The organism is Desulfovibrio fairfieldensis (genome assembly GCF_001553605.1).
Taxonomy (GTDB): Bacteria; Desulfobacterota; Desulfovibrionia; order Desulfovibrionales; family Desulfovibrionaceae; genus Desulfovibrio; species Desulfovibrio fairfieldensis.
Genome location: NZ_CP014229.1, coordinates 123,137 through 149,011 on the forward strand (window position 1 = coordinate 123,137; position 25,875 = coordinate 149,011).

Consider the following 25,875-nt stretch of genomic DNA (forward strand, 5'->3'; position numbering starts at 1 on the left):
AGAACGGACATGATCTTTAAATTTAACGGAAGTGCTGATTAATGACCATTAATCAGCACTTCCTTATTTTTTCCTGTCGCGCACATAATCCGCCATCTGGCGCATGAGCTCGCGTTCCGGCCTGTCCGGCAGGGCGTCCAGAGCGGAGCGGGCCGTGGCCAGGTAAGCGTCGGCGTCCAGGCGGGTCTGCCGGTCGTGCCCGGCGTCGCGGATGCGTCCGGCAATGGCGGCGGCGTCGTTGTCGGTCATCAGGCCGCAGCCGAAGGCCGCGTCAAAGGCCGCGCGTTCGCCATCGGCCAGACCCAGGCGGTAGAGGCGCAGGGGCGGAGTGAGCTTGCCTTCGCGCACGTCGCCGCCCGTGGGTTTGCCAGTGAGGCTTTCAGGCGCGAAATCCAAGGCGTCGTCCACCATCTGGAAGGCCATGCCCAGATTCTCGCCGTAAGCGGCCGCCGCCTCCACCTGCGCGTCCGTGCCGCCCGCCCGCAACGCGCCCAGCTGGCAGGAGGCGCGGATCAGCCAGGCGGTTTTGCCGCGCACGATTTCCGCGTATTCCTCGGCGCTGGTGTCCACCCGGCGCTGGGCCGCGATTTCCAGAATCTCACCGGCCGCGGTACGGCTGGTAGCCTCGGAAAAACAAAGGGAGAGGCGCGGATCGCCGAAGCCCGCCACCAGGGCGTTGGCCTGGGCCAGCAGGGCGTCGCCCGCCAGGATGGTGGGCGTCACGTCGAAAATGGTGTGCGCGGCGGGCTTGCCCCGGCGACTCGCGGCATTGTCCAGCACGTCGTCATGCAGCAGGGTGGCCGCATGCAGCATTTCCATGGTCACGGCCAGATCGTAGATGTCCGCGCGCTCATAGCCCAGCAGGCGGGCCGTGAGCACCACCAGCAAGGGCCGCAGGCGTTTGCCGCCCGCTTCAAAAATGTGCAGGGCCACGGGCCGCACGGGTTCGGGCAGGCCGTGGGCGGCGCGTTCCAGGGCCGCGTTGACGGGCGGCAATTCCAGGGCGAGACGTGCTTTGAGAAGAATGTTTGCCATGGCTCACAACAGGTTGAGTGAGGGCAGCGCCGCGCCGAGGGCTTGCAGCGCGCCCGGAAAATCCTTTTCCTCTTTTCTGCGCGGACCCACCTTGTTGGATACGCAACGGATCTCCACGCAGGGAATCCCGGCTCTGACGCAGGCATAGGCCACGGCAAAGCCCTCCATGTTTTCCAACTCCGCGTGATAGCGGTTCCAGAGCTCGCGGGCCCGGTCAAAGCTGGCGCTGACTCCGGCCACGGTCAGCGAGCGGCATTCCGTAAACGCATCCATGCCGCCGGATTTGAGAGCGACTTCCGGCAGGGCCTCCGGGCCGGGCAGGGGCAGGCGGTCATAGACCTCCGCATCCCCCGCGTCTTCCGCGCCGCGCCGCCAGAGCGGAAAGCTGAACGCCCTGGCCGTCACATGCCGCCCGTCGTGCAGGCCGTATTCCGGCCAGATTTCCTCGCGCACCAGGCAGAGCGTGCGCAGGGGCAGCGCGTCCAGATCAAACGCGCCCGCCAGACCCGCGTTGAGCACCGCTGTGACGGGCCGGTTCTCCGCCGCCGCCCGGCCCAGGCAATGGCCCATGGCCAGCGCCGCGTTGAGCGGACCCACGCCGGTGACGCAGGCCAGCGCCTCCCGACCTTTGAGGCGCATGGGAATGAGGCGCATTTCCTCCAGAGCGTCCGCTTCGGGAAAGAGCGCCGGGGCCAGGGCGGCCAGCTCCCGGCCCGTGGCCGCGCAGATCAGCAGGCACACCGGCTCTACAGCCTCCAGCAGTCGATGCCCGCCGCGCGCATGGCCGAGGGATCGAAAAAGGCCTTCACGTCCAGCAGCACGGCTTTGTCCGGATCCGCGAAGCGACGCTTGAGCTCGTCGGGCGTCAGGGCCGTGTATTCCCGGTGGGACACGGCCAGAATCAGGGCGTCCAGATTGCGCAGTTCGTCCAGGGGCACCAGCTCCTGCCCGTATTCGTGCAGGGCTTCCGCCGGATCGGCCTGGGCGTCGCTGACCAGCACGTCCACGCCGTAATCCCTGAGCTCGCGCACCACATCCACCACGCGGGTATTGCGCAGGTCCGGCACGTTTTCCTTAAAGGTAAAGCCCAGAATGCCCACCCGCGCGCCGCTGACGACCCGTCCGCATTTGATCATCCGCTTGACCGCGCATTCGGCCACGTATTTGCCCATATTGTCGTTGATCCGGCGCCCTGCCAGGATCACTTCCGGATGAAAGCCCAGTTCCTCGGCCTTGAAGGTCAGGTAATAGGGATCCACGCCGATGCAGTGGCCGCCCACCAGGCCGGGCCGGAAGGGCAGGAAGTTCCATTTGCTGCCCGCCGCTTCCAGCACCTCCAGGGTATCGATGCCCAGGCGCTCGAAAATGACGGCCAGTTCGTTCATCAGGGCGATGTTCAGGTCGCGCTGGGTGTTCTCGATGACCTTGGCCGCCTCGGCCACCTTGATGCTGGAGGCGCGGTGGATGCCCGCCCGGACCACCGAGCCGTAGATTTGCGCCAGCAGGTCCGCCGTGGCCTGATCCGAGCCGGAAACGATTTTGGTGATGGTTTCCAGGGTGTGAACCTTGTCGCCGGGATTGATGCGCTCCGGCGAATAGCCCACCGTGAAGTCGCTGCCGAAGCGCAGGCCCGATTCCTTCTCCAGGATGGGCACGCAGATTTCTTCCGTCAGGCCGGGATAGACCGTGGATTCATAGACCACCACGCAACCCTTGGACATATGGCGGCCCACGGTGGTGGTGGCCCCCACCACGGGCGTGAGGTCCGGGGAGCGGTGGTCGTCGATGGGCGTTGGCACGGCCACGATGATCACCGCGGCTTGCGCCAGGTCAGCCGGGTCGCTGGTGTAGCGCACCGTAGCGGCCCTGAGCCCCTCGTCGCTGACTTCACGGGTGCGGTCGTGGCCCTGGGCCAGTTCCGCAATGCGTCCGGCATTGATGTCGAAACCCAGCACGTCCATATGCCGCGACAGGGCCACGGCCAGGGGCAGGCCCACATACCCCAGGCCCACCACGGCCAGAGGTTGACGGCGTTTCTGCAGCGCTTCAAATGTGATCATGGTTCTTTCCTTTACAAAAGCCTGATTTTCCGTCACCAGAAAATATGCAATTTGATCTTGCCCTGTTTCTGCGCGCCCTGGGCCTGGCCTTTGTGCTGGAAGGCCTGTGCTGGGCGCTGTTTCCCGGCGGCATGCGCCGGGCCATGGCCAGCCTGCTGCCCCGCCCGGAGAGCCAGTTGCGCCTGACCGGTCTGGCGGCGGTGGCGGCGGGGCTGCTGATCGTCGCGCTGGCCTGCCTGTAAAAAAAGTTTTTTTGCCCCCTGGCCGGCGATCGCCGCTTCCCTGCCGGGGAAAAAATCCATCTTTTTTGGCGTATTTCAACTTTGAAAATGTTGAAATGCCCTGGCGGCCGCGAGAGCGGACGCCCACGCCTGAAGCCTAAGGTGCCTTTAGCCGTTCGCGAGCAAAACGAGCGTTGCTTTAGCTGCAGGCGACGCAGGAGCCGTACAGACAAGGACAGCAGCGCTACGGATAAAGAGAGCAATGACGGACCATGTTCCCGCCGCAGGCTGAAGGCAACGTCAGCTTTGAAATCGGCACAACTTCAAAGTAAATCCGCTCTAGAGCATTTCCACAATGCAAGTACTCTGTACTGTTAAAATGCTCGGCCTTGTGAAACAGGGCCTGCGAGATTTGCGTAGGCGACTTTGCCCGCCGTTAAGCTGAAATCTCAAGCATTCTATGCTCTAAAGACAGCCCTAGAACCGTTGCCATAATTGCGGACAGTTCCGGGCTGATATTTTCCTGCAAGGTTTGTTATGCCTTTTCCCCCACATGCAGGCAGACAATGCCCGAGGTCAGTTTGAGGTGCCAGGCGCGGGCGAATCCGGCGCGCAGCATTTCCTCCTCCAGTTTCCGGGCCGTGGGAAAAGCGCGGATGGTATCCGCCAGGTAGCCATAGGCCGCCGGGTCTTTGGAAAACATCCGGCCCACGCGCGGCAGGATCTGGTTCAGATAAAAATTGTACAGCCCGCCCCAGATCCGTTCCTGGCCGGAACCGAATTCCAGGATGCAGGCCCGGCCGCCGGGCCGCAACACGCGCAGCATTTCCGCGAACGCGGCCTCGCGCGGCAGAATGTTGCGGATGCCGAAGGCCATGGTGATGCAGTCCACCGAGGCGTCGGGCAGGGGCAGCCGCTTGGCGTCCGCGGCCACGGGCAGGATGCGCCGGGCGTTTTCGTCTTTGAGCTTGCGACGGCCCAGAGCCAGCATGGGCGGGCAGAAATCCAGCGCGGGCACCAAGGCTGTGGGGTAGCGGCGGCGTACGGCCAGGGCCACGTCCAAGGTTCCGGCGGCCAGGTCCAGCACAACGCCCCCCTGGCCAAGGCGCACGTTGCGGGCCAGCACCTTACGCCAGTACTGGTCCACGCCCAGGCTTAACAGCCGGTTGAGCAAATCGTAAAAACGCGCGATGCGGCCGAACATACCGGCCACGGCCGCGTCATGGGCGCGGGACTGACCGGAAGCCGGGCCGGATGGGGAAGTGGGAGAGGCGCTCACGCCCGCGGCCCGTCGGTTTCATCCGCGCTGTTGCGAATGGCTTCGTAGACCACCCGGTAGACGGCGGGAAAGATTTCCGCGAAGTTGCCCGGCGAAACCGTGCGTGTCTCAATGAATTTGGCGGTCAGTTCCTTGGCCACCTGCAAGGCTTCCTTGCGATCCTTATCCATGTCTGCCTCAAAAGTCCGTATCCGCCGGGATCAGTGAGTTGCTCCGGCGAAAATAAAAAACCCGTCCCTTGGGGAATGGCCGGATGACCCACAGCGGGTTCGTCGCCTGGACGGGTAAAAGAACGGAAACACAAGCCCCCGCCCCTTTTGTTCGTCATGAGAGCATTTCAATGCTGAAACGCCTTGCCGCCGCATCGGCAGCAGCGATAATTCTATTTTTTCGACAGGAAGCGACAGCGTCGCAAAACAGGGCAACAGCATATGCGTTCCGCCGGGCCTTGGCAAGAGCGCGTGCCGGGCGGGGCATGAGGCGGCTCGCCGGTATGTAAAAAATCCGGACGCCGCGTCGGCGGCGTCCGGACGGGAATTTTGAGGGGCTTGCAGTTAGAGCGGATTAACTTTGAAATTTTACAAATTTCAAAGTTAATCCGCTCTGGGCTTTGCCGGGACTTGATCAGCCCTGTATCAGTTTGGCGATTTCCTCGCGCAGAATGCGCGCCGCCGCACCGGCGGCGGCCTTTTCCACCTGCTGGTTGAAGCGGGGTTCCAAGGTGTCCAGGCGGCTTTCCAGCGCGTCCATGCGCGCCGACACGCTTTTGCCCAAGAGGCTGACGCTTTGCAGGCGTTCCTCCAGGACCGCGTCCGTGACGCCCGAGGGCATGGCCTTCAGGGCTTGGCTCACCGAGGAGGCGATCAGGGCCGCGAAACGGTCGTGCAGGGGATTGCCCTCGCGCAGAAGATCTTCCAGAGAGGCCGAGGGCGCGGCGGTGGCCTTTTCCAATGCCGCGACGCGAGCCCGGGCCTCGGCCAGTTCGCTTTCACAACGCTGGAGGCGTTCGTCCAGGCGGGCGGCCTGCTCCGTCAACTCCGTCAGTTCCCGCAGCGCCGCCGGATCTGCCGGGATGTCCGCCGTCCGGGCGGCCTGTTCCATTCGCGAGTCTTCTTCCGAGGCGGGCATGAGCAAAAGATCTTCCACAGCCGGGACGTCAGCCACCACAGCGGGTTCGGTCTCGGGCTGTTCCGTTCCCTCGGAGGCAGCAAAAGGCGTCGCGGATGCATCGGCTTCTTCCTGCATGGCGCTGCGCAGCAGTTTGTCCAGATCCAGTTCCGGTTCGGATTCCGGACGTTCCTCTGCCGCCGGGTTCTCTTCCACGGCGGGGAGATCCGGCGCCTCCTCGGCTTGCGGCAGATTTTCCATGCTGTCGGCGGGCAATGCCGGTTCCGGCTCCAGTGCCTCGGCTTCCAGGGGCGGCCGGGCGGCGTCGGTTTTCCCCGCCTCTTCGGCGTCACCAGCAGCGGGGGCGGGCGACATGTCCTGATCCGGAGACATGACCGCCAGCAGGGCGTCCAGATCTGTCTCAAGATCAGGAGCCGCTTCCGGCGCAACGTCCTCCGGCATGTGATCCGCCGCTGTCGAGGGCGTGGAGGGTCGGGCTTGCTCGGGCTCCGCTGTTGCGGCGGCATCCTGTTCCGCGTCCAGGCCGGTCGGCGGATTGCTCTGGTCCGCGCTCGGCTCCGGGGCCGGATCAGGAGATGGGGTCGGAGATGCCGGGGCTTCCGGCGCGGGGGCGGGCGTCGCCTCCGCTCCGGCGGGGGCCAGCAGCTTGTCCAGATCTATGCATGCATCGCACTCTCCGGAACCGGACCGTTTCGTCGGCTGGGGTGACGCGGGCGCGTCGACCGAGGCCAGCAGGGCGTCCAAGTCCATTTCAAGATCAGGCTCTTTTTCCGGCGCGGGCTCGGACGCTGCCGGGGATGCGGCGGGTTGGCCCAGCGCGGATTCCGCCGTTGCGGGCTGAGCCTGCTCCGCATCCAGACCGGCCAGCAGGCTGTCCAGGTCCGCGGTCAAATCCGGATTCTCCCGGGCTTGCGGTGCGGGAGCGGATGCTTCGGCCGGAGCGGGAGCCTCGGCTGAAGCCAGCAGGGCGTCCAGGTCGTCGGCGAAATTCGGTTCTTCCGGCTGCGGCGAGGCCGCGGCCAGGAGATCATGCACATCCGGTTCCTGCGCGGACTCTGAAGCGGGTTTCCGTGGCGCGGAGCCGCTCATGGCGTTGAGCAGATCATCCACGGCATTGTCCAGATCCGCGGGATCGGCGTCTTGCGCGGCATCCGGCCCGCGCTCATGGGGCTGCGGCGGAATGTCCAGAGTGTCGAGCAGCTTGTCCACCTCGACCATGCCCGACATGTCGAGCTCTTCGTGGGGATCGACCTTGTGTTCCGGCGCGTCAGCCCGCGCGGCGGGAGGCGGGGGCACGGGCTGCTCGTCGCCGGCTTCCATCTGGGCCAGAAGGGCGTCGATTTCCGCGTCGCCCTGCCGGGCCTGGCCGTCGTTGAGACTCTGCATGTGCACGCTGATGTCTTCTTTGACGCTTTCGGCCGGGGGGACAACAGCCGCCGGGGCCTCGCCTTTTTCTATCAGTTCGGTGAGGTCGATGATTTCTTCATCAGTCTCAGCAATTTTCTCGGCAACCATGCGAACCTCATGGGGTTGACGGAGCGGCGCGCGTGCGCCGGAGCGGGCGGACCACCGCTCCACAGCGTTTCCGCCGGCATTGACGCCTGGAAAAACGGGCAGCGGCGACGCGGCGTTATTGTCGTTATCCGTGCGGCGCGGGCTGAAACGAAACTCCGCCCCGCTCTAATACAGAAACGGCAAAAAAATGTATCAGTTTATAGGCAAAGACGCAAATTCGTGGAGAAAACGGCCTGACCCCTCGGCCGGAACAGGAGCGCGGAGGAAGAAATGCGGAAATAAAAATGCGCGGCCCCGAGAGACCGCGCATGCAGCATTGAAAAGGGGCCGGTCTACGGATGGCACTTGGACTTGGCGCAGCCGGTGAGATCCTTCTTCAGCTCGGGCTTTTCGGCCACGACCTTGGTGTGGCATTCCAGACAGGTCTGATGCTTGAGGCCGGTCTTGGTGTGGACCACATAGAAGAGACTCTTTTCGCCCTTCTTGGCGGTCAGATCGTCATGACAGCCCGCAGTGGCGCACTTCTGGAAGTTTTCCTTGTCCTGCACCTTGTGGTGACAGGTCACGCACTCCACCTTCTGGTGCGGCGCGTGGGGGAACATCACCGTTTTTTTGGAGCCCTTGAACTCCAACGGCTTGTCGGGCACGGGCGGCTGGGCCGCCAGAGCGGGCAGAGCCAGGGCCAGAGTCAGGATACAGGCCAGAAACATAAATTTCTTCATGGCAGACTTCCTCCTTGACAAAAGCGGCACATGAGAATTGGGGCGAGCTTACGTTGCCGGGCATACTGTGTCAATGGGGCGCGCTGAAAACAGTTTTCAACGTGGCCGGGGACTGGTTATTGCCGATGTTTGCGGGCGTAGCCGCGCGGGGTCAGCATATAGGGGCCGAGAACGCGGCTTTCGCTGTTGCCGATGATCAGCAGAGAGAGCATGTCCGCCAGACGCGCGTCAAAGTCGGCCAGGGCATGCACGGAAACTTCCTGGCCGGGCCGGAAGGCCTTGCGCACCAGACCCACGGGGCAGTCGGGCCGCCGGACGCGCCTGGCTTCGGCCAGGGCCTGGTCCAGCTGATGCGGCCGTCCTTTGGAACGCGGATTGTAGATGATGCAGACAAAATCCGCTTCCAGCGCCGCAGTGAGCCGCCGCTGGATGGTTTCCCAGGGGGTGAGCAGATCGCTCAGGCTGATGCAGGCGAAATCGTGGGTCAGGGGCGCGCCCAGCAGGGCCGCCGCCGCGCAGACCGCCGGTATGCCGGGCACCACGGTCAGGGGCACGCGCTCCAGCAGGCCGCGCGCCGCCAGGGTTTCCAGGGTCAGCCCGGCCAGGGCGTAGACGCCGGGATCGCCGGAGCAGACCAGGGCCGTGGACCGGCCGCTCAGAGCCGCGTCCACGGCGGCGGCGCAGCGTTCTTCCTCATGGCGCATGCCGGTGCTGATGACGGTCTTGCCGCGCAGCAGTTCCGGCGGCACCAGGTCCAGGTAAAGCTGGTAGCCGGCGATGCAGGCGGCCTGATCCAGAGCCGTACGGGCCTGGGGCGTGAGACAGCGGGCGTCGCCCGGACCCAGGCCCACCACGTAAAGAGGCGCGTTGGTCATGATTGGTTTGGGGTTGAGGTTGCCGGGGGTGAAGCCAGGGCCACGGCCAGGGTCAGGCGCTCCTGGACAACGATTTTGGGAAGAAGCAGGCGAGCGCTGTGCCCGTCCGCCCGCGCGGCCAGCAGGGCCGCGGCTTCGCAGACGCTGAACGGCGGCTGGTGGAAACGCCGCCCGGCGGCCTCGGAGGGAGTGGGCGTGACGCAGCGGGCCAGCTCGTCGGCCGGAAAAACGCGCAGGGGAATGTCCAGCCGGGCTGCCGCCGCGCACAGGGCGGGCTCGTCCGCTTTTTCCGTCACTGTGCCCAAGGCCGCCACGGCGCGCATTTCCAGCTTCCGGGCAATGAAAACTTCCGCCAGCGCGGCCAGGGCCGTGGCCTCCGGGATGTCCCGGCGGCAGCCCAGGCCCACGTAGAGCCGGGGCACGGCCAGGCGCAGCAGGCCGGGAGACGGCGGCAGGTGTCGCCAGTGGGCGGCCAGCAGGGGCGGGATGTCCGCATCCGGAAGAGCGGGGACGGGCGGCGCGTCGCCTTCCCCGCCGGAAAGGAGTTCGAAAACGTGAGGCAGGACGGCGGGCAGGGCTTGGCAGGGATCCCAGAGGCGCAGACTCCGGCCCTCCAGCAGGGCGGCCTGGGCCCTGGGCAGCAGATCCCAGTCCAGAATGCGCAGGCCCGCGTCCCGGATCAGCAGGTCCAGGGCCGGGGATGCTGTCGCCTGGCCTGCCGCATGATCCGAGGCCGTGGTGATCACCGGCATGGCCCGGAGCAGGCGGGCCAGATGCCGGGCCAGGTCATTGCCGCCGCCCCAGTGGCCGGAGAGCAGGCTGATGACGAAGCGCCCGGCCGGGTCCAGCACCACGACGGGCGAGTCCTGGCTTTTGTGCCTCAGCAGGGGAGCCAGCACACGCACGGCAATGCCCGTGGCCCCCACAAAGGCGTGCGCCGTATGGCGGCGGTATTCTTCGGCCAGAAAAGCGGCCAGGTCGTGAACGGGCCGGATGCCGTCCCCGGCCAGTCGGGCCGGGGCGCTGAGCGGGCAGGCCGCCACAATCCGGCCGTCGGGCGCACGCCAGGGAGCGGCGGCCAGCCGCGCGGCCAGCCGTCGGGCCAGGGGCAGCCCGCCCTTGCTCAGGACGTGGCAGGCCAGAGAAGGGGCCGCTTCCTTTCGGGAAGCGGCCCCTGAGGCTGCCGACACCGGCGGCGTCTGGTTCAAAAAAGCACCTTGCGGGCCGCGTCCAGCGCGCGGTTGAAGTCGTCGTCGCTGTGGACGAAGGAAACCATGCCCGTTTCGAAGCCCGAGGGGGCCAGATAAATGCCCTGGGCCCGCATCTGCTTGTAGAAACTGGTGAAGAGCTTCTGGTCGCAGGCCTGGGCCTGGACAAAGTTGGTGACCGGGGCCTCGCTGAAGAAGGGGCAGAACATGGATGCCAGGGTGGGCATCTGCACCGGCACGCCCTTGGCCCGCAGGATGTCCCGCAGGGCTTCGGCAAAGGCGCGGGTACGGGCTTCCAGGGCGGCGTAATCCAGGGTTTTGAGCTTGCGCAGGGTCGCCAGACCGGCGGCCATGGCCAGTGGATTGCCGGACAGGGTGCCCGCCTGATAGACCTCGCCCTGCGGGGCCACGTGTTCCATGAAGCGGCGCTTGCCGCCGAACGCGCCCACCGGCAGGCCGCCGCCGATGATCTTGCCGAAGGTGGTCAGGTCCGGATCAATGTTGAAGCGGGCCTGGGCCCCGCCGAAGGCCGCGCGGAAGCCGGTGATCACTTCGTCGAAGATCAGCAGGCTGCCGTACTGGTCGGCCAGGAGGCGCAGGCCTTCCAGAAAGCCGGGCAGGGGAGGGACAAGGCCCATATTGGCGGCCACGGGTTCCACGATGATCGCGGCGATGTCCGCGCCGTGCCGGGCGAAGCATTCCTTGACCGCGTCCAGGTCGTTGTAGGGGGCCAGCAGGGTGTCGGCCACCACGGCCGGAGGCACGCCGGGCGTGCCGGGAATGGAGAAGGTCGCCACGCCGGAACCGGCGGCGGCCAGGAAGGGATCGGCATGGCCGTGGTAGCAGCCGATGAATTTGAGCACCTTGTGGCGTTTGGTCACGCCGCGCGCCAGGCGCAGGGCGCTCATGGTGGCTTCGGTGCCGGAATTGACCATGCGCACCATTTCCAGGCCGGGCATGGCGGCCACCACTTCGGCGGCCAGGGTCACTTCGTCCGGGCAGGGCGCGCCGTAGCTGGTGCCGCGTCCCACGGCCTCGCGCAGGGCCGCCGTCACCGAGGGCTCGTCATGGCCCAGAATCATGGGGCCCCAGGACAGCACAAAGTCGATGTATTCCCGGCCGTCCACGTCCGTGAGGCGGCAGCCGTGGGCCTCGGCGATGAACAGGGGCAGGCTGTCCACATTGTGGCAGGCACGCACCGGGCTGTTGACGCCGCCGGGGATCAGCGCGCAGGCTTTTTCAAACAACTGGCGGGAAAGATCGTCCATCTGCGGTTCTCCTTTGTGCCCGGCGGCATGGCCGTCAGGCGAAATACGTCATGGATATTTTTTTCAGTTCCCTGAGGCTGCGGAGGATGGCGTATTCCCTGAGCGGGCTGGTATGCAGCAGTTCATCCACCACCTTGAGGCATTCCTCTTCACTGCGGCCGTGGACCATGGTGTACAGGGTATACGGCCAGTCAGGCACGGAACAGGGACGGTAATAGACGTGGGAGATATGGTCGTGAAGCGAGGCGATGCGCCCGCATTCGTCCACTTCCGCCTCGTTCACCTTCCAGGCCACCATGGCGTTGTGGGTCCAGCCGGTTTTCTGATGCTTGATGCTGGCCCCGAAACGGCGGATGGCGCCGGAGGCCTTCAGGCGGGCCAGCAGTTCCAGCACTTCGGCTTCACTGACGCCCGCCTCGCGGGCGATGTCGGCATACGGGGCAAGCGTGTCCGGCAGATCGGCCTGGACGATGCGCAGGACGGCGCGTTCCGCTTCACTGAATTGGTGGCTCATGGGCGGCCTCCGGTCCGGGTAATAAGGAAAGGCCGCGCCGCCGGACAAAGCGGCAGGCGCGGCCGGAAAACACTTCGTACTTATAAACGCCGACGGCCGTCAGCGCTTGAAGGAGCGGGCGAACAGATCCTGAATGGCGATGCGGCCGTTGTCTTCCAGGAAGCGCGTGCCCGTGGCGGCAAAGTGGGCGTGCTCGATGGCCGGCTGTTCCACTTCGCTCCAGGCGTCTTTCTGCCAGATAAACCAGGTGCCGCGGGGCTGGTCGAAAACCAGCAGGGGTTTGTTGCAGATCTTGGCGAATTCCGCGCCCCAGCCCGTGCCGCCCTTGACCGTGTTGTCGGGCTGGATGGCGCCCACCACGATGATCTGGTCGCCGCTGCTGACCTGCCAGCAGATGGATTGCAGCACTTTGCGGAAAATGGGCGCGCGGGTGTACTCGCGGTTCATCAGCTTGGAAACATAGGTCAGGCTGACGTCCTTGAGGGCCAGTTCCTCGGAGGTGAGCACGCGCACACCACGGCTGCGCTCGATCTGATGGCCTTCAAAGCTGTAGTTCACTTCCTCGATGCCCCAGCTTTCCGCCAGGGCGCCGAAAAACTGTTCCGTTCCGGCAGCGCCGCCGCTGTAGAGAACACATTGATTGGGGTTAAGCATGCTTGCCTCCTCAAAAAGATGTCTGACGCCGGACACAAGCGCGGATTCTCATTGGGGAGATTCGCTCCCAATGAGGCGGCAGCGTCAATGCGGGCATCATGGCAGAATTTGCGCCGCTCGGCAAGGCGGCTCGCCGGAGAAAAGCCCGCGGGCGGTCGCGACCTGTTTGCGTTTCGTCCGTGTCCCTTACAGGGCTTCCTTATACAGCCGGGCGATGTCCCCGGGCGTGGCCTCGCGCGGATTGTTGGCCGGGCTGCCGCTGGCAAGGGCCTCCTGCACCATGATCCCGCACTGCGCGGCCAGTTCGTCCTCACTGACGCGTTCGCGCAGGCGCGGGATGCCCAGCGTCGCCGCCAGATCGCGCAGCAGGGGCGGCAGCAGCCCGGCGGCGGCCGCATCGTCAAGGCCCGTTGTCGCCGCGCCCATGGCCTGGGCCAGTCGGGCGTAGCGTTGCGGATTGCCGGAAAGGGAAAAGGCGGTGACCGTCTCCAGCAACATAGCGTTGCTCAAGCCGTGCGGAACCCCGAATTTCGCGCCCAGGGGCCGGGCCATGCCGTGCACCAGGGCCACGGAGCTGTTGGCAAAGGCCAGACCCGCCTCCAGCGAGGCCAGCAGGCATTCGCGCCTGGCCTCGGCGTCGTCGGGCCGTTTCCAGGCCCGGGGCAGGAAGCGGACCATGCGCGCGGCGGCCCGCAGTGAGAGCGGCATGGTCATATCCGTGGCCTTGCGGGATACATACGACTCAATGGCGTGGGTCAGGGCGTCCATGCCTGTGGCCGCCGTGAGCGAGGGAGGCATGCTGCGGGTCAGCAGGGGGTCAAGAATCGCGGCCACCGGCACCAGGGCAGGAGAACCGATGAGCAGTTTTTCTTGCGTGGCGGCATCAATGATCACCGTATTGCCGGAAACCTCGCTGCCTGAACCGGCGGTGGTGGGCAGGGCGAATACCGGCGGTCCGGCTTTGGGGGATGCGCCCTTGCGGGCGTAATCCGCCGGGCTGCCGCCGTTGGCGTGCAGCAGGCTCACGGCCTTTGCCAGGTCCATGGGGCCGCCGCCCCCGCAGGCCACCAGGGCCGTGCAGTTCTCGCGGCGGAACAGGGCCAGGGCGTCTTCCACATGTCGGCTGGTGGGTTCGCCGCTGGTTTCGGCATGGAGGGCAAAGGACACGTCCGCCTCGCGCAACGATTGCAGCACGGGTTCCACCGCGCCCGTACGCAGCAGAACCGGTCCGGTGACCAGCAGAATTTTGCCGGAAATCCGGTTTTTGACCAAGGGGCCGACGCATGCGGCCTTGCCTTCGCCGAAGGCGATCAGACCGGGTGATTGAAAATCCCAAGAGTGCATTTGCTTTTTCCTCCGGAATTACCTGCCGTGGCGGGCGGTCAGCGCGGACCTGCCCGGAACCTTGCCGTTCCAAGGCAAAGCCTGCCCGGCGGGCGGCAGAGCCGGGGCCGGAACGGCAAACAGCAAGACGCGCATGGCGGACTTTTGCGACTCTGTGTCTTGGAAAGGCCGTGGTGTCGCGTCAAGCGGCGCATGTCGCAAACCCGTAAGTGGGTGCGCGCCGCCACAGGCGGCGTAAGCACAGTAAAAATCGCGTTTTTGCTGTGCGGTCTTCACGCTGAACCGACAGGTGCGGGGTGACATCTCAGTAGGGCCGGGAAATAAAAAACGCCCCGGCGGACGAACCTGGCCGGGGCGTTTGCTGGAGACCCGTCGGAAAGCCCTAGTAACGGGGCTGACGCGGCGCTCTGGGTTTGGCTTCGTTGACGCGCAAGGTGCGGCCGCCAAAGCTGAAGTTATCCAGAGCTTCGATGGCGGCATCGGCTTCGCCGTCCTCCATCTCCACAAAACCGAAACCGCGGGCGCGGCCGGTTTCCCTGTCGCTGACGAGTTTCACGGACAGGACGTTGCCGTATTCGGCAAAAAGATCCTGAACTTGTTCTTCATTGGCCGACCAGGGAAGGTTTCCGACATAAATGGACTTGGACATGAAACACCCTCTCAAAAAAAACAATCTTCCCGCGCATCCATCCGGCAAAACGTATTACCGGTACGCGGCCCTTGTGGAGACAAAAGCATGCTTTGCGCTGCTTGTCAACGAAAGGGCATGAAAAAGTTGGTATTGCGCGTTTTTGCGCGTTTCTCGCGTCGGGACTTTTGTCCGCAAAAGCCTGTGGCGCAAGCCTTTGCGCGAAATTCGCCGAAGTCGGGCGGAAAAATTGAGGAAAAGTCTAAAAGAGAGGGGAAAGACCCGCATGGGACTGTAGTACAGAGCAGCAAGACAAACGCGGGCTGGTATCACAGTTTTGCTGTAGTGTTTGAGTGATCAACTTACGTATTCCGGCGCACTCTTTCCCGTTCTGGCAACCACGGTTGCGTCGCGCGTCAGCTTTGCCGCTGGGCGGCTTATGGATGACGACGGCAAGATAGGCTGAGGGCAGCGTCAGCTTTGAAATCGGCTCAATTTCAAAGCGACTCTGCTCTCATCGCGCGGTAGAGTATTTCAAGTGTTAAATACTGTAGAGGGTCAGCTTTGGCTTTCCGAGGGGGGCGGCGACCAGTCCGGCGCGATGTCCTCAAACGAGGTGTAGGGCGAGATGTACATGAGTTCCGCCGCGCCCACCGGGCCGTTGCGCTGTTTGCCGATGATGATTTCCGCCACGCCCTGGGGCGGGCGTTCGGAGGGCTTCTGGAATTTATAGACGTCGTCGCGATAGACGAACATGATCACGTCCGCGTCCTGCTCGATGGCCCCGGATTCGCGCAGGTCAGAGAGCATGGGGCGCTTGTCGCCGCGTTCCTCCACCTTGCGGTTGAGCTGGGAGAGCGCCACCACCGGCACATACATCTCCTTGGCAAGGCCTTTGAGAGAACGGGAAATATCCGAAATTTCCAGTTCGCGCGAGTCCGTGCGGCGGCTGGTTCGCATGAGCTGGAGATAGTCCACCACCACCAGGCCCAGGCCTTTTTCAGCCTTGAGGCGGCGGGCGCGGGCGCGCAGCTCCAGAGTGGTCAGGGCGGGGGTGTCGTCAATGAAGATGGGCGCGCGGGCCACCACGTCGGCAGCGGTGTACAGGCGTTGCCAGTCGTCGTCGCTGAGCAGGGAGGGCCGCCGCAGCTTGGACAGGTCCACCTTGCCCCAAACCGCCAGCATGCGCTGCATGAGCTGTTCCTTGCTCATTTCCAGGGAAAAGACGGCCACCGGCACATTCTGTCGCACAGCGGCGTTAAGGGCCATGCACAGCGAAAATGCCGTCTTGCCCATACTCGGGCGCGCGGCCACGATGATCAGGTCCGAAGGTTGCAGCCCGGCGGTGAGTTTGTCCAGACGGGTATAGCCCGTGGTCACGCCGGTAATCACGTCCTTGGAGTCGGCCAGTTTGGAGAGATTTTCAAAGACCTTGTCCAGCAGGTCCTTGGTGGGCGTGAAGTCGCGGCCCGTGGTGCGCTGGGAGATGGAAAAAACCGCCTGCTCGGACTCGTCCAGCAGGGAAGCGACTTCGCGCGAGGCGTCGTAGCAGTTGCTGATGATGCCGGAACAAACTTCGATGAGCCCGCGTTGCAAGGCCTTGTCGCGCACGATGGTGGCGTAATATTCGGCATTGGCCCCGGAAACCACGGCCTGGGCCAGATCGGCGAGATAGACCGCGCCCCCGGCGTCCTCCATCTCATTGCGGCCTTTGAGATATTCGGCCGTGGAAATGAGATCAATGGGCGCGGATTTGCGGTAAAGCTCCAGAAAGGCGCGGAAAATGATGGTGTGGGCGGGCAGATAAAAGTCTTCCGCGGTCAGCATGTCCACAATGCTGTGCATGAGTTGGGGGCGCAGCAGCACGCCGCCCAGCACGGCCTGTTCGGCCTCGGCGCTGTGCGGGGGCACGCGGCGCAGCAGATCGGCTTCCGCCGCGCGGGCGGCAGCGCCGGGCGAGGACTGGCCGCCGTGCCCGCCTCTGCCGCTTCCGCCATTTGTGCCTTTTGCGTAAGACGAGCCGCCCCCGGCCTCGCGGCCGGGGGCGGTCATGCTGTCATGGGGAGAAGCCACGCTGCGCCTACTGGGCGGCCTCGGCCTGGGCTTCTTCAACCAGGGTTTCGGAGGCCGTTTCCACAACGACTTCCTCTTCCTCGGGCTGATGGTCGGAAATCACCTTCACCGGCACAACGGCGATGACGCTGGCGTGCAGGCGGATGCGCACCGGGTGTTCGCCCAGGGTGCGGATCGGGGCGTCCATCAGGATGCGGCGGCGGTCCACATCCACACCCAGAGCGGCAAGGGCGTCGCCGATGATGGTGGAGGTCACCGAGCCGTAAAGCTTGTCGTTTTCGCCCACATGCATGGGAATAACCACTTCCAGGGCTTCCAGGCGGGCCTGCACGCCCTGGGCGTCGGCGCGCAGGGCATCCATGCGTGCCTGGAGCTTTTTACGCTCCTGTTCAAAGACTTTCAGATTGGCTTCACTGGCCACCATGGCCAAGCCTTGCGGCAACAGGAAGTTGCGGCCGTAACCGGGCTTGACGTTGACCACATCGCCGAGATTGCCGAGATTTTCCACATCGGCGCGAAGTATCAGTTTCATGTGCGCCCCCCTTAGATCATGCTCTTTTTCTTGACGACGGAGTCGTGCGTGGCGGTGTAGATGAGCAGAGCCATCTGGCGGGCGCGTTTGATTTCGCGGGTCAGCAGGCGCTGGTGATGGGCGCAAGTGCCCGTGATGCGCCGGGCGATGATCTTGCCGCGCTCAGTGATGAAGTCGCGCAGGATGTCGGGACGCTTGTAGTTCAGGGGCAGTTCCTTGTCGGCGCAGAAGCGGCAGAACTTGCGGCGCGGGGCAAATTTCTTTTTAAAGGCCATTTAGGCAACCTCCCCGGCCACTTCGTCGGCCAGCTTGACGGTCACGAATTTGAAGATGCCGTCGGTGATCCGGATATTGCGCTCCAATTCGGCCACCAGCGCGGCCGGAGCGTCATAGACCAGACGCACGTAGTAGCCGCGCATCAGCTTGTGCACCGGATAGGCCAGATCACGCATGCCCCAGTGATCCACTTCCGTCATGACGCCCCCTTCGCGCTCGATAATCGCCACAAGTGCGTTCAGAATGCCCTCGCGGTTTTCGGCGGAAAGCTCCGGTGACAGGAGCAGCAGGGTTTCGAATTTCCGCATGGTTGTTCTCCTTTTGGATTAGCAGCCCGCGCGCCCGGCGCGAGCAAGGAACACGCTGTATACAGGCGGCAAGGCGGGCTGTCAAGCCCGGCGGGCGGCGTAACGGGAGGCGGAGGAGGAGGGGGAGGCGGGAAAGGGGTGCGGCGTCAGATCATCTGCTCGCCGCTTTTCTCCATCAGGATGCAGAAATCGTTATTGATCCAGTCCAGAATGGCGGGCACGCCCTCTTTGTCCACGGGCCGCCAACGCTGGTTCGGGTCTTCCTCGGAGCATTCCCAGAGCTGTCTGAACTGGAGGCGGAGGGTCAGGCGTCGCAGAATGATGCTGTAGGTGCTTTCCACGCACTTGCAGACCGCCAGCACGCTGAAGTGCTTGTTGCCCGCTTTGCACAGAGAGACCAGCAGCATGACCTGCTTGCCGTCCATATTGTTGAATTCTTCAAGAAATTCTACTTTGTCCAGCTGCACTCTGGCACCGCCGGCGGAGATATTGACCAGGCGCAGCTGGGAAGGGCAGCCTTCACGGTACATGAAGTCCGGAGTGCCGAACTGAAGCTGGTTTTCAGGCAGGCGGCTGAAGGGCAGCCAGAGTCCGGCCGCCTTGACCATGCCGAGACTGGGATAGACCCGTTCGTATTTGCGTAACTCCCGCTGAATGTACTGGTCGGGCATGCAGATGGAGATCTCGCAGGCCCTGGTTTCCTTATTAATGCCGTTGCTGATGATCCGGCTTTTGCACAAAAAACCGTAACGGGCCGTGGCCGAGGGCAGCTTGAGATCGTTGACGATCACATCGTAGGGCAGCTTGAAATAGATGCTGCATTTTTCATTGTTAAGAATATCGGGAAGGAAATTTTTACGGGATCTGAGAAGAATGCGGTTTTTTTTGACGGACTTGATGTAGCAGATCACATTTTCCAATTGTCGTTGTCGGTCCACGAAAAACAGACTGACTCCCGCATCGTGCTTGAACGCGGCGTGGATAACGGCATATGGGCGCGGCTGATGGGTTGCGGCTGTTTTGAAGAGATTTTTTATTGAGTCCCATGTGGGCATTTTGTTCTTCCTCTTGGATGCGGCGTCCGTGCCCGAACGGCCGACGCTCCTCAGTGGAGGTGGGCCGCCATCAAAGAGACAATATGGGCAGGCTGCCCACTTGTCAAATATCGGAGGAAATACTCACACTTTGCCGTCAATGCGGGTAATGTTCAGCTGTAGACGCGGGGATTGGTGCTGCCCATCAGACAGAGGATCTCATAAGGAATAGTGCCCAGTTCGTCGGCCATTTCCTGGGCGCTGACCGGGCGCTGGCCCGGCGCGGCGGGGCCGCCCAGAATCCAGGCCGTGTCGCCGGTCCGCACGTCCGGCAGGGAGGAGACGTCCGCCATCAGCATGCTCATGCAGACCCGCCCCACCTGCGGAACGCGGCGGCCGTTGATCAGCAGGTCGATGCGGTTGGAAAGGGCGCGGGCGAAGCCCGTGGCGTAACCGGCGGCCACCACGGCCACGGTCATGGCCTGGGGCGCGGTGAAAATGCGCCCGTAGGAGACGCTTTGCCCGGCTTTGAGCTGCCGTACCTGCAGGACGGGCGAGCTGACGCTCATGACCCACTCCAGGCCCGTGCCGCGCGCTTCCCAGGCGGTGCCGGCAAAGGGGTTGCCGCCGTAGAGGGCCAGGCCGGGACGGCAGGCCTCATAGCGGCTTTCAGGCAGGCCCAGAGCCCCCGCGGAATTGCCCAGGGAACGCGCGATGTCCGGAAAGGCTTCGCGCAGGACGGCGCACATGCTCGCGAAGCGCTCGGCCTGGGCCTGGGTATAGGCCGTTTCGTCGGGCATGTCGGCGCAGGCCAGGTGCGAGAGCGCCAGCACGGGCGCGAGGCGCGGGAAGCGGCGCAGGCTTTCCAGGGCCGCGGGCAGTTCCTCGGCGGAAAAGCCCAGGCGGTTCATGCCGGTCTCACATTTGAGGGCCACCCGGAACGGCCTGTCCGCCGGGCAGCAGGCCGCCGCTTTTTCGATGTCCTCAAAATCCGTGAGCAGGGGCGTCAGATCATGGGCGGCGGCGGCTTGCCAGTCCTCGCGGCTGATGGCGCCCATCAGCGGCACAATGGTCTGGCCCAGCCCGGCCTCACGCAAAGCCACGCCTTCGCATACGGTGCCCACGGCGAAGCGCCGGGCCCCGGCCCCGTCCAGGGCGCGGGCCACGGGCAGCAGGCCGTGGCCGTAGGCGTCGGACTTGACGACCGGCATGATGGAACCGGGTTCGCCCAGACGCGCGAAGTTGCGCCGCAGAGCGGCGAGATCAATGTGGCAGCGGGACGGCGTAAAGGCGCAGCAGCTCATGAAATGCTCCGGAACAGACAACTCTGCGAAGGCGGCGGTCCGTCAGGACCGGGAGAAGCCGCCCGACTCGGGAAAACCTCTGGTACCATGTACCACTGAAGACGCTGTCTCAAGTGGTAAGATCGCTTCGCCGAAAACGGAGTTTTCGGCTTGCTCACGGCGGCTAAGCCGCCGCAAACCCCGTAGGGTTTTACGGGTCTGACTTTTCAAATCAGACACTAGACAACTTTTAGAAAGGCAACATAACAACATTGCCCGTGCGGCACAAGGAAAAGCGTGTCGCCTCGCGGCCTTGCGGCGGGAGGGCGGGGCGGAGGCCTGCCGGCCGCCCGCGCTGCGCTTCGGCGGAGTAAAGGAGGCTCCGCTCAATGCCGCGGGGAGACTCCATGATTCGTATCAGCCCGTTACAATAGTTATGTGTACACGTTGGCGGCTTCTAAGGGGGCCGTCCGCGCCGGAGTCCAGGGCAGACGCATCTAAAAAGTCTTTATTCCCCGGTAGATCGGGGAACGAACAAAAAAAGCGAAGCCATCTTTGCTCCGCCGGAGCGAAGCGCAGGCGGATGGCTGGTGCCGGGAGAATCCTAAAAAATAAGATTTTTGCGCGCTGGCAAGAAAAATGGCACTTTTTGCGCGGAATGTACTCAAGTACATGAGCAGCAAAAAGCGCCAAGTGACGCAGCCAGCGCACAAAAGGCTGGTTTTGACGGATCATCACGGCAGATAAGGGGCCTGCAAGGGCTGGAATTAGATGCGTCTGCCCTGCGCCGGAGTCCGGCGGGCCTTGCAACGCGGCGCGCTTGCGGATAGGCTGCGCGCCATGTCTGAACCCGTTTTTACACTGCAACACACGGACGGCGCGGCCCGCGCCGGGCTGCTGCGCACGGCCCACGGCGTCATCCCCACGCCCATCTTCATGCCCGTGGGCACGGTGGGCTCGGTCAAGGCCATTGCGCCCGACGATCTGGCGGCCATCGGCGCGCCCATCATTCTGGGCAATACCTATCACCTTTATCTGCGGCCCGGCGACGAGCTGGTGGCCCGGCACGGCGGCCTGCACGGCTTCGCCTCCTGGCCCGGAGCCGTGCTCACGGACAGCGGCGGCTTTCAGGTCTTCAGCCTGAGCTCCCTGCGCAAAATCCGCGAGGAGGGCGTGGAGTTCCGTTCGCATCTGGACGGCTCGCGCCATTTGTTCACCCCGGAAAAAGTCATTTCCATCCAGCGCAATCTCAATTCCGACATCATGATGGTGCTGGACGAGTGCGTGCCCTACGGCGCGGACTACGCCTATACGGAAACCTCCCTGGCCCTGACCACCCGCTGGGCCGCGCGGGCGCGCGCCGCCTATCCGGCGGGCACGGGCTCCAATCTGCTTTTCGGCATCACCCAGGGCGGTTTTTTCAAGGATCTGCGTTGTCGCTCGGTGGAGGAAATCTGCGCCCTGGATTTCGACGGCTTCGCCATCGGCGGCCTGTCCGTGGGCGAGGGCAAGGCGGAAATGTACGACCTGCTCTACCATACGGCCCCCCTGCTGCCGTCGCACAAGCCCCGCTACCTGATGGGCGTGGGCACGCCCCTGGACATCGCCCACGGCATCCATGCGGGCGTGGACATGTTCGACTGCGTGCTGCCCACGCGCAACGCCCGCAACGGCACGCTGTATACCTCGCTGGGCAAGGTGAACATCAAGCGCAAGGAATATGCCGAGGACGACGGTCCCCTGGACCCGGCCTGCGGCTGCTACACCTGCCGGACATTTTCGCGGGCCTATCTGCGCCATCTCTATGTGAGCAAGGAGCTGCTCTCCTTCCGGCTCAATTCCCTGCACAACCTGACCTATTTTCTGCGTCTGGCTCGTGAGGCCCGGCAGGCCGTGCTGGAAAATCGTTTCGGAGCCTTCCTGGCCGGAATGGAAGGACTCTATCCCGAGGAGGCGGCCCAGGCCGCCGGAGTCTGAACCCGTTTTGCGGAAGACGGAAAACCGCCGGAATCCTCACGACAGGCAGTGAGAATTCCGGCGGTTTCGCGCGCGGAGGCTCCCCTCACGAGGCTGAGGGGCGGCGCACTCAGGCGGCCGGAGCTGCGGCCGTTCCGCGTCCCCGCCACATGGCGGCAAGGATCAGGGCCGCGCCGCTGAGCAATCCCAGGCACATGCAGATGAAGCTGGCGGTCTTCAGTCCGGTCTGGAGGCCGGGGGCCATGGTCAGAACATCCAGGCGCTCCAGATAGCACGGGATGGCTATGACCCGGCTGACCGCCACGATCAGCATGATGGTGCCCATGACAAGCTTGATCATGTTTTCCCGCACATAGGTGGTGCCGATGGCCCCCAGCTGCACGCCCAGCAGCGAGCCGCCCAGGATGATCAGCACCAGACGGATGTCGATCATGCCGTGCAGGGCCCAGTTGACGGAACCGCAAAGACCCATGACAAAGGCGGTCACCAGTTCCGTGCCGGAGGCTATCAGGCCGGGCACGCCGAGCACATAGATCAGGCCGGGCACGCCGATGAAACCGCCCACGGCGATGGTGGCCGCCAGCATGCCGGTGGCAAAGCCCACGGGCAGGGTGAACCAGAGGGAGATGCGCAGACCCGAGCGCCGGAAGGTAAGCATGGGCGGCAGATTGACGGCCTGGAGACGGCGGGCCAGAGCGGGCGTTCCGCCGCAGTCGCCGTTGCGCCGGTTGCAGCGCAGGGCGTCATGCAGCACATAGCCGCCCACACTGAACAGCACCGCCACAAAGGCCAGGCTCACGTAGAGGTCCGAACCGGCCTGCCCCCAGCGTTCCAGGATATGCCGCTGGATGGCGATGCCGCACTGCACGCCCACCCCGGCCGAGGCGGCGATGACCAGCCCCATCTTGACGTCCACCTGCCCGTAGCGGAAGCGCTTCAGCGCGCCCACCAGGGCCTTGGGAAATTTGTGGCACATATTGCTGGCCACGGCCACGGTGCCCGGCACACCCAGGCCCATCATGCCGGGAGTGAGAATGAAGGCTCCGCCCGAGCCGATGAAGCCGCTGACCAGGCCGCCGATAAAGCCGACAATGAAAAGAAAGCCCACGGTAACCAGATTCAGGTCGATGAATTTGGCGGAATCAAGCGCGAACAGGTCCATAATCTTCTCCCCGGTCCGATGTCAGGCGTGCGCGGGAGTGCGCAGGGACAGAACGGATTCTTCCTCCTCGGGGCAGGTCGGGGCCGGAGCCGGAGCCGTGTGGGCCGTCACGCCGAGCAGCCGCCAGAGGTTGGCCGCGAAGCTGCCGTGCACATAGGAAAAGAGCAGGGCGATGCCGATGGGGACCGAGGCGCTGACGCCGCCCTGGGAACAGAAGGCGGCCAGAGCGTCCGCATAGAAGTAAAGCAGAACGTACAGGGTCGCGCTGGCGGCGCCGAAGAGCAGGGTTTTGCCGATGGTTGAGGCGTGTCCGGTGATATGCATGATGTCCTCCTTTGAGGTATGGATGAAAGCGGAGCTGTTCAGACCCTGACGCAATACACGGGTATGGAAAGCTGTCCGCGCAGGCGGACGCCGTCCCGCAGGGCGCAGATGACCATGTCCACCCGGCCCATGTCCCGCACAACGTCGCTGACGGCGTCCATGCCGCCCGGCTGGATGTGGTGCCGGGCCGGAACGCCTTCGGCGGAAGCCCGGCGCAGCCACGGCTCGGCGGCGGAATCCGCCCGCGAAATGAAGGCCCGGTCGGGCCGGGGGGTGAGGTTCAGCAGCACGAGGGCATCCCCGAGACGCTGCGCCAGCCCCAGGGCGCTGGCGGCCAGTTCCCGGCTCCAGTGCTCATGCCGGGAAACGGCCAGCACCACTCTGGGATGACCGCTGCCGCGCGTGTACGCCTCGCGGGCCAGATCCGTTTCCCCGGCGTCCGCATAGGCCAGCGCCTCGCTCAGGTCGTCCATGCGTTCCCGCAGCCGGGCCATGCCTTTCAGACTCAGGGGGGAAGGGATGTTTTTCACGCTCATGGCAGTCATTCCGGGTTTGCGGTGTGGCGGGCCGTTGTGTCGCCGCGTGTCTGTTTCCGGTATATCAAAGAGCGTGCCAGTCCGGATTTTTTGTATCAAGCTGTTATTCCATGAGAAATTTTTTAGAGCCGGGCGGATGGCCCGGTGGCGGCGTTGCGGAATGTAACGCAGCGGGCGGATTTGCTTCAGGTAATAATGTGAAAATATTAACATATTTTATATGTTGAATATTGCAACGGCTGTTCCGGAGTGTAACGCCGTGGCGGCGGCCGGGGAGTGGAGCCCGGCGCCCCGGTTTTCGGAAACGCCGGATTTCGGGGCTTGGGGGCCGGGCATCCCGGCCGGGCATCCCGGCGGTTTTGGCAGGAACGTTGCAAGTTGCATCCGGTGGGGCACGGCATCCGGCGCGGGCGCGTCGCCCGACGACCCGGACCGCACCGGCTCGCAGGGGGATACGTCATGAAGGGCATGAAGCGGCGCTTGCGCTCATTCGGCAGAAGCATACGGCACAAGGTGCTGCTGGGCATCGTGCTTTCTCTGGTGGGCGTGGGGACGCTGGGGGCGGTTTCCTATTATTATCTGCGGCAGTTGGAGGAAACCCTGGCCCTGGCCGAAGGCGTGGACGACCTGCAGAGCGACGTGCTGGAAATCCGGCGCAGTGAAAAGAACTACCTGCTGTACGGCCTCGGCGCGGACAGGGGGGAAAGTCTGCGTTATGTGGACCAGGTCATCAGCCGGGCCCGTGGACTTCTGCGCAGGAAGCCGGGGGCGGATCTGCCCGGCGGCACTCTGGGCTCCGGCCGGGCGCGGCTGACCGGGCTGCTCGTCCGGATGGAGGCCTACCGCGACGGTTTCCGGGCGCTCGGCTCTCCCCATGATCCGCAGGCGGAGAATGTGCGCATGCTGGGCAAGGATCTGGTTGCCGACACCCAGTTGCTCGTGGGACGGCTGCGCGGTCATATTCTTGAGATCGTTTCCGCGCTGCGGCGGCAACTGGTCTTCTCCACAGCCGCGCTGCTGGGTGTGGGGCTTTTCCTGGCCTGGCTGATGGGGCGGCGCATTCTGCACGCCCTGGGGCTGATCGAGAAGGCCACCACCAGGGTCGTGAAGGGCGATTTTTCCCCTCTGCCTCTGGAGGGGGCCGAGGCGGAAAGCCGCCATGTGCTGGAGGCGCTCAATCATATGATTTGTGAACTGGAGAGCAGCCAGAACCAGCTCGTGCAGGAAAAAAAGCTGGCTTCCCTGGGGGTGCTCACCGCGGGCATCGCCCACCAGCTGAACAATCCGCTGAACAATATTTTCACGTCCTGCCAGTTGCTGCGCGAGAGCGGCGCGCACGGCGGCGACGCCGGATTCCCGGCGGAAATGCTGCGCAACATCCATCAGGAAGTGCTCCGCGCCCGCGACATCGTGCGCGGCCTGCTGGATTTCGCGCGCCAGTCCGACTTCAGCCTGAAGCCCGTGGCCCTGGCGGACGTGGTGGGGCGGGCCGTGGCCCTGGTGGCCGGTGAAACCCCGCCCGGCCTGCGCATCGACATCGACGTGCCGCCCGATCTCGTGCTGCCCGCCGACGGCCGCCGTTTGCAGGAGGTCTGCATCAATCTGCTGCTCAATGCCGTCCAGGCCGTCAGCCGCCTGCCCGGACGGATTTCCGTAACGGCCCGGCGCGACGAGGCCGCCGCCCAGGCCGTGCTGCGCGTGCGCGACAGCGGTGACGGCATCCCCGAGGCCGGCCTGGGACGCATTTTCGATCCCTTTTTCACGCTCAAGGGCGTGGGCAAAGGCACGGGCCTGGGGCTTTCCGTGGCTTTCGGGATCATCCGCAGGCACGGCGGCACGATCAGCGTGGAAAGCGTGGAAGGCGAAGGCAGCTGTTTCACCGTCCGACTGCCGCTGGACGCGCACAAGGGGGAATAAAG

Annotated in this window: 27 protein-coding genes; 4 read left to right on the forward strand and 23 right to left on the reverse strand. The window is 64.4% G+C overall.

The window, feature by feature from the left end; genetic code table 11:
• Positions 1 to 63: 63 nt before the first annotated feature.
• Genes AXF13_RS00480 through AXF13_RS00490 form a run of 3 tightly spaced genes read right to left on the reverse strand, consistent with a single transcriptional unit; the run spans position 64 to position 3,095 of the window.
• Positions 64 to 1,035: a polyprenyl synthetase family protein gene (locus AXF13_RS00480; protein WP_008683523.1), complete on the reverse strand. Its 972-nt coding sequence runs from the start codon at positions 1,033 to 1,035 to the stop codon at positions 64 to 66.
• 3 nt (positions 1,036 to 1,038) lie between these two features.
• Complete coding sequence (mqnB, locus tag AXF13_RS00485) at positions 1,039 to 1,776, reverse strand: futalosine hydrolase (protein ID WP_062251226.1); 738 nt, start codon at positions 1,774 to 1,776, stop codon at positions 1,039 to 1,041.
• A gap of 5 nt (positions 1,777 to 1,781) precedes the next feature.
• Positions 1,782 to 3,095, reverse strand: a complete 1,314-nt coding sequence (locus tag AXF13_RS00490) for a nucleotide sugar dehydrogenase (RefSeq protein ID WP_062251227.1) — start codon at positions 3,093 to 3,095, stop codon at positions 1,782 to 1,784.
• A 44-nt stretch (positions 3,096 to 3,139) separates the two neighbouring features.
• On the opposite strand from AXF13_RS00490, the gene AXF13_RS00495 reads away from it, so the two are divergent.
• Complete coding sequence (locus tag AXF13_RS00495) at positions 3,140 to 3,337, forward strand: DUF2065 domain-containing protein (RefSeq protein WP_062251228.1); 198 nt, start codon at positions 3,140 to 3,142, stop codon at positions 3,335 to 3,337.
• 514 nt (positions 3,338 to 3,851) lie between these two features.
• Here AXF13_RS00495 and AXF13_RS00500 read toward each other — a convergent pair.
• The 11 genes from AXF13_RS00500 to AXF13_RS00545 all read right to left on the reverse strand — a co-directional run bounded on the left by AXF13_RS00500 (position 3,852) and on the right by AXF13_RS00545 (position 14,472).
• Positions 3,852 to 4,595, reverse strand: coding sequence for a ubiquinone/menaquinone biosynthesis methyltransferase (locus AXF13_RS00500; RefSeq protein WP_062251229.1), 744 nt, complete (start codon positions 4,593 to 4,595; stop codon positions 3,852 to 3,854).
• Positions 4,592 to 4,765, reverse strand: coding sequence for a hypothetical protein (locus AXF13_RS16955; RefSeq protein ID WP_008683532.1), 174 nt, complete (start codon positions 4,763 to 4,765; stop codon positions 4,592 to 4,594). Before AXF13_RS16955 ends, AXF13_RS00500 begins: the two co-directional genes overlap by 4 nt.
• A gap of 454 nt (positions 4,766 to 5,219) precedes the next feature.
• On the reverse strand, positions 5,220 to 7,238 hold the full coding sequence (locus AXF13_RS00505) for a hypothetical protein (RefSeq protein WP_062251230.1): 2,019 nt from the start codon (positions 7,236 to 7,238) through the stop codon (positions 5,220 to 5,222).
• Between the two features lie 332 nt (positions 7,239 to 7,570).
• Positions 7,571 to 7,960 carry a cytochrome c3 family protein gene (locus tag AXF13_RS00510; RefSeq protein ID WP_009303953.1) on the reverse strand — a complete coding sequence of 130 codons (390 nt, stop codon included), beginning with the start codon at positions 7,958 to 7,960 and terminating at the stop codon, positions 7,571 to 7,573.
• Positions 7,961 to 8,076: 116 nt separating this feature from the next.
• Positions 8,077 to 8,835: a precorrin-3B C(17)-methyltransferase gene (gene cobJ, locus AXF13_RS00515; protein WP_062251231.1), complete on the reverse strand. Its 759-nt coding sequence runs from the start codon at positions 8,833 to 8,835 to the stop codon at positions 8,077 to 8,079.
• A complete protein-coding gene (locus AXF13_RS00520; protein ID WP_223299948.1) occupies positions 8,832 to 10,043 on the reverse strand; it encodes a cobalt-precorrin 5A hydrolase in 1,212 nt (403 codons plus the stop codon). The genes cobJ and AXF13_RS00520 overlap by 4 nt, the downstream gene beginning before the upstream one ends.
• Positions 10,040 to 11,311 carry a glutamate-1-semialdehyde 2,1-aminomutase gene (gene hemL, locus AXF13_RS00525; RefSeq protein ID WP_062251232.1) on the reverse strand — a complete coding sequence of 424 codons (1,272 nt, stop codon included), beginning with the start codon at positions 11,309 to 11,311 and terminating at the stop codon, positions 10,040 to 10,042. The genes AXF13_RS00520 and hemL overlap by 4 nt, the downstream gene beginning before the upstream one ends.
• A gap of 34 nt (positions 11,312 to 11,345) precedes the next feature.
• Entirely contained in the window at positions 11,346 to 11,825 is a 480-nt protein-coding gene (gene ahbB, locus AXF13_RS00530; protein WP_062251233.1) for a siroheme decarboxylase subunit beta, read from the reverse strand.
• Between the two features lie 99 nt (positions 11,826 to 11,924).
• Positions 11,925 to 12,479 carry a hypothetical protein gene (locus AXF13_RS00535; RefSeq protein ID WP_009303948.1) on the reverse strand — a complete coding sequence of 185 codons (555 nt, stop codon included), beginning with the start codon at positions 12,477 to 12,479 and terminating at the stop codon, positions 11,925 to 11,927.
• Between the two features lie 186 nt (positions 12,480 to 12,665).
• Positions 12,666 to 13,823: an iron-containing alcohol dehydrogenase gene (locus AXF13_RS00540; RefSeq protein ID WP_062251234.1), complete on the reverse strand. Its 1,158-nt coding sequence runs from the start codon at positions 13,821 to 13,823 to the stop codon at positions 12,666 to 12,668.
• A 382-nt stretch (positions 13,824 to 14,205) separates the two neighbouring features.
• Complete coding sequence (locus tag AXF13_RS00545; RefSeq protein ID WP_008683552.1) at positions 14,206 to 14,472, reverse strand: RNA recognition motif domain-containing protein; 267 nt, start codon at positions 14,470 to 14,472, stop codon at positions 14,206 to 14,208.
• A gap of 117 nt (positions 14,473 to 14,589) precedes the next feature.
• Between AXF13_RS00545 and AXF13_RS16335 the strand changes: the two genes are divergently transcribed.
• Positions 14,590 to 14,808: a hypothetical protein gene (locus AXF13_RS16335; protein WP_150116040.1), complete on the forward strand. Its 219-nt coding sequence runs from the start codon at positions 14,590 to 14,592 to the stop codon at positions 14,806 to 14,808.
• A gap of 201 nt (positions 14,809 to 15,009) precedes the next feature.
• Here the strand turns inward: AXF13_RS16335 and dnaB are convergent, their stop codons facing one another.
• From dnaB to alr, 6 genes are all read right to left on the reverse strand, one after another.
• Positions 15,010 to 16,524: a replicative DNA helicase gene (gene dnaB, locus AXF13_RS00550; protein ID WP_009303946.1), complete on the reverse strand. Its 1,515-nt coding sequence runs from the start codon at positions 16,522 to 16,524 to the stop codon at positions 15,010 to 15,012.
• Positions 16,525 to 16,531: 7 nt separating this feature from the next.
• On the reverse strand, positions 16,532 to 17,056 hold the full coding sequence (rplI, locus tag AXF13_RS00555) for a 50S ribosomal protein L9 (protein WP_062251235.1): 525 nt from the start codon (positions 17,054 to 17,056) through the stop codon (positions 16,532 to 16,534).
• A gap of 11 nt (positions 17,057 to 17,067) precedes the next feature.
• Entirely contained in the window at positions 17,068 to 17,331 is a 264-nt protein-coding gene (rpsR, locus tag AXF13_RS00560) for a 30S ribosomal protein S18 (RefSeq protein WP_008683560.1), read from the reverse strand.
• Entirely contained in the window at positions 17,332 to 17,640 is a 309-nt protein-coding gene (gene rpsF, locus AXF13_RS00565) for a 30S ribosomal protein S6 (RefSeq protein WP_008683562.1), read from the reverse strand.
• Positions 17,641 to 17,786: 146 nt separating this feature from the next.
• A complete protein-coding gene (locus AXF13_RS00570) occupies positions 17,787 to 18,695 on the reverse strand; it encodes a PilZ domain-containing protein (RefSeq protein WP_009303944.1) in 909 nt (302 codons plus the stop codon).
• A 152-nt stretch (positions 18,696 to 18,847) separates the two neighbouring features.
• Positions 18,848 to 19,978: an alanine racemase gene (gene alr, locus AXF13_RS00575; protein ID WP_062251236.1), complete on the reverse strand. Its 1,131-nt coding sequence runs from the start codon at positions 19,976 to 19,978 to the stop codon at positions 18,848 to 18,850.
• Between the two features lie 819 nt (positions 19,979 to 20,797).
• On the opposite strand from alr, the gene tgt reads away from it, so the two are divergent.
• Positions 20,798 to 21,934, forward strand: a complete 1,137-nt coding sequence (gene tgt / locus AXF13_RS00580) for a tRNA guanosine(34) transglycosylase Tgt (RefSeq protein ID WP_062254647.1) — start codon at positions 20,798 to 20,800, stop codon at positions 21,932 to 21,934.
• A 109-nt stretch (positions 21,935 to 22,043) separates the two neighbouring features.
• Here the strand turns inward: tgt and AXF13_RS00585 are convergent, their stop codons facing one another.
• Genes AXF13_RS00585 through AXF13_RS00595 form a run of 3 tightly spaced genes read right to left on the reverse strand, consistent with a single transcriptional unit; the run spans position 22,044 to position 23,956 of the window.
• Positions 22,044 to 23,096 carry a sulfite exporter TauE/SafE family protein gene (locus tag AXF13_RS00585; RefSeq protein WP_062251237.1) on the reverse strand — a complete coding sequence of 351 codons (1,053 nt, stop codon included), beginning with the start codon at positions 23,094 to 23,096 and terminating at the stop codon, positions 22,044 to 22,046.
• A 21-nt stretch (positions 23,097 to 23,117) separates the two neighbouring features.
• Positions 23,118 to 23,420 carry a hypothetical protein gene (locus tag AXF13_RS00590; RefSeq protein ID WP_062251238.1) on the reverse strand — a complete coding sequence of 101 codons (303 nt, stop codon included), beginning with the start codon at positions 23,418 to 23,420 and terminating at the stop codon, positions 23,118 to 23,120.
• Positions 23,421 to 23,458: 38 nt separating this feature from the next.
• A complete protein-coding gene (locus AXF13_RS00595) occupies positions 23,459 to 23,956 on the reverse strand; it encodes a universal stress protein (RefSeq protein WP_009303939.1) in 498 nt (165 codons plus the stop codon).
• A gap of 459 nt (positions 23,957 to 24,415) precedes the next feature.
• On the opposite strand from AXF13_RS00595, the gene AXF13_RS00600 reads away from it, so the two are divergent.
• Positions 24,416 to 25,873 (forward strand): sensor histidine kinase, encoded by a 1,458-nt coding sequence (locus AXF13_RS00600; RefSeq protein ID WP_062251239.1) that lies wholly within the window; start codon positions 24,416 to 24,418, stop codon positions 25,871 to 25,873.
• Positions 25,874 to 25,875 lie beyond the last annotated feature (2 nt).

What these genes read in the sequence shown, in the direction of transcription:
- AXF13_RS00480 (WP_008683523.1), bottom strand. Translation starts at nt 1,035, where the DNA reads ATGGCAAACATTCTTCTCAAAGCACGTCTCGCCCTGGAATTGCCGCCC.
- AXF13_RS00490 (WP_062251227.1), bottom strand. Translation starts at nt 3,095, where the DNA reads ATGATCACATTTGAAGCGCTGCAGAAACGCCGTCAACCTCTGGCCGTG.
- AXF13_RS00495 (WP_062251228.1), top strand. Translation starts at nt 3,140, where the DNA reads ATGCAATTTGATCTTGCCCTGTTTCTGCGCGCCCTGGGCCTGGCCTTT.
- AXF13_RS16955 (WP_008683532.1), bottom strand. Translation starts at nt 4,765, where the DNA reads ATGGATAAGGATCGCAAGGAAGCCTTGCAGGTGGCCAAGGAACTGACC.
- AXF13_RS00505 (WP_062251230.1), bottom strand. Translation starts at nt 7,238, where the DNA reads ATGGTTGCCGAGAAAATTGCTGAGACTGATGAAGAAATCATCGACCTC.
- AXF13_RS00510 (WP_009303953.1), bottom strand. Translation starts at nt 7,960, where the DNA reads ATGAAGAAATTTATGTTTCTGGCCTGTATCCTGACTCTGGCCCTGGCT.
- cobJ (WP_062251231.1), bottom strand. Translation starts at nt 8,835, where the DNA reads ATGACCAACGCGCCTCTTTACGTGGTGGGCCTGGGTCCGGGCGACGCC.
- hemL (WP_062251232.1), bottom strand. Translation starts at nt 11,311, where the DNA reads ATGGACGATCTTTCCCGCCAGTTGTTTGAAAAAGCCTGCGCGCTGATC.
- ahbB (WP_062251233.1), bottom strand. Translation starts at nt 11,825, where the DNA reads ATGAGCCACCAATTCAGTGAAGCGGAACGCGCCGTCCTGCGCATCGTC.
- AXF13_RS00535 (WP_009303948.1), bottom strand. Translation starts at nt 12,479, where the DNA reads ATGCTTAACCCCAATCAATGTGTTCTCTACAGCGGCGGCGCTGCCGGA.
- AXF13_RS00540 (WP_062251234.1), bottom strand. Translation starts at nt 13,823, where the DNA reads ATGCACTCTTGGGATTTTCAATCACCCGGTCTGATCGCCTTCGGCGAA.
- AXF13_RS00545 (WP_008683552.1), bottom strand. Translation starts at nt 14,472, where the DNA reads ATGTCCAAGTCCATTTATGTCGGAAACCTTCCCTGGTCGGCCAATGAA.
- AXF13_RS16335 (WP_150116040.1), top strand. Translation starts at nt 14,590, where the DNA reads ATGAAAAAGTTGGTATTGCGCGTTTTTGCGCGTTTCTCGCGTCGGGAC.
- rplI (WP_062251235.1), bottom strand. Translation starts at nt 17,056, where the DNA reads ATGAAACTGATACTTCGCGCCGATGTGGAAAATCTCGGCAATCTCGGC.
- rpsR (WP_008683560.1), bottom strand. Translation starts at nt 17,331, where the DNA reads ATGGCCTTTAAAAAGAAATTTGCCCCGCGCCGCAAGTTCTGCCGCTTC.
- rpsF (WP_008683562.1), bottom strand. Translation starts at nt 17,640, where the DNA reads ATGCGGAAATTCGAAACCCTGCTGCTCCTGTCACCGGAGCTTTCCGCC.
- AXF13_RS00570 (WP_009303944.1), bottom strand. Translation starts at nt 18,695, where the DNA reads ATGCCCACATGGGACTCAATAAAAAATCTCTTCAAAACAGCCGCAACC.
- alr (WP_062251236.1), bottom strand. Translation starts at nt 19,978, where the DNA reads ATGAGCTGCTGCGCCTTTACGCCGTCCCGCTGCCACATTGATCTCGCC.
- tgt (WP_062254647.1), top strand. Translation starts at nt 20,798, where the DNA reads ATGTCTGAACCCGTTTTTACACTGCAACACACGGACGGCGCGGCCCGC.
- AXF13_RS00585 (WP_062251237.1), bottom strand. Translation starts at nt 23,096, where the DNA reads ATGGACCTGTTCGCGCTTGATTCCGCCAAATTCATCGACCTGAATCTG.
- AXF13_RS00590 (WP_062251238.1), bottom strand. Translation starts at nt 23,420, where the DNA reads ATGCATATCACCGGACACGCCTCAACCATCGGCAAAACCCTGCTCTTC.
- AXF13_RS00595 (WP_009303939.1), bottom strand. Translation starts at nt 23,956, where the DNA reads ATGAGCGTGAAAAACATCCCTTCCCCCCTGAGTCTGAAAGGCATGGCC.
- AXF13_RS00600 (WP_062251239.1), top strand. Translation starts at nt 24,416, where the DNA reads ATGAAGGGCATGAAGCGGCGCTTGCGCTCATTCGGCAGAAGCATACGG.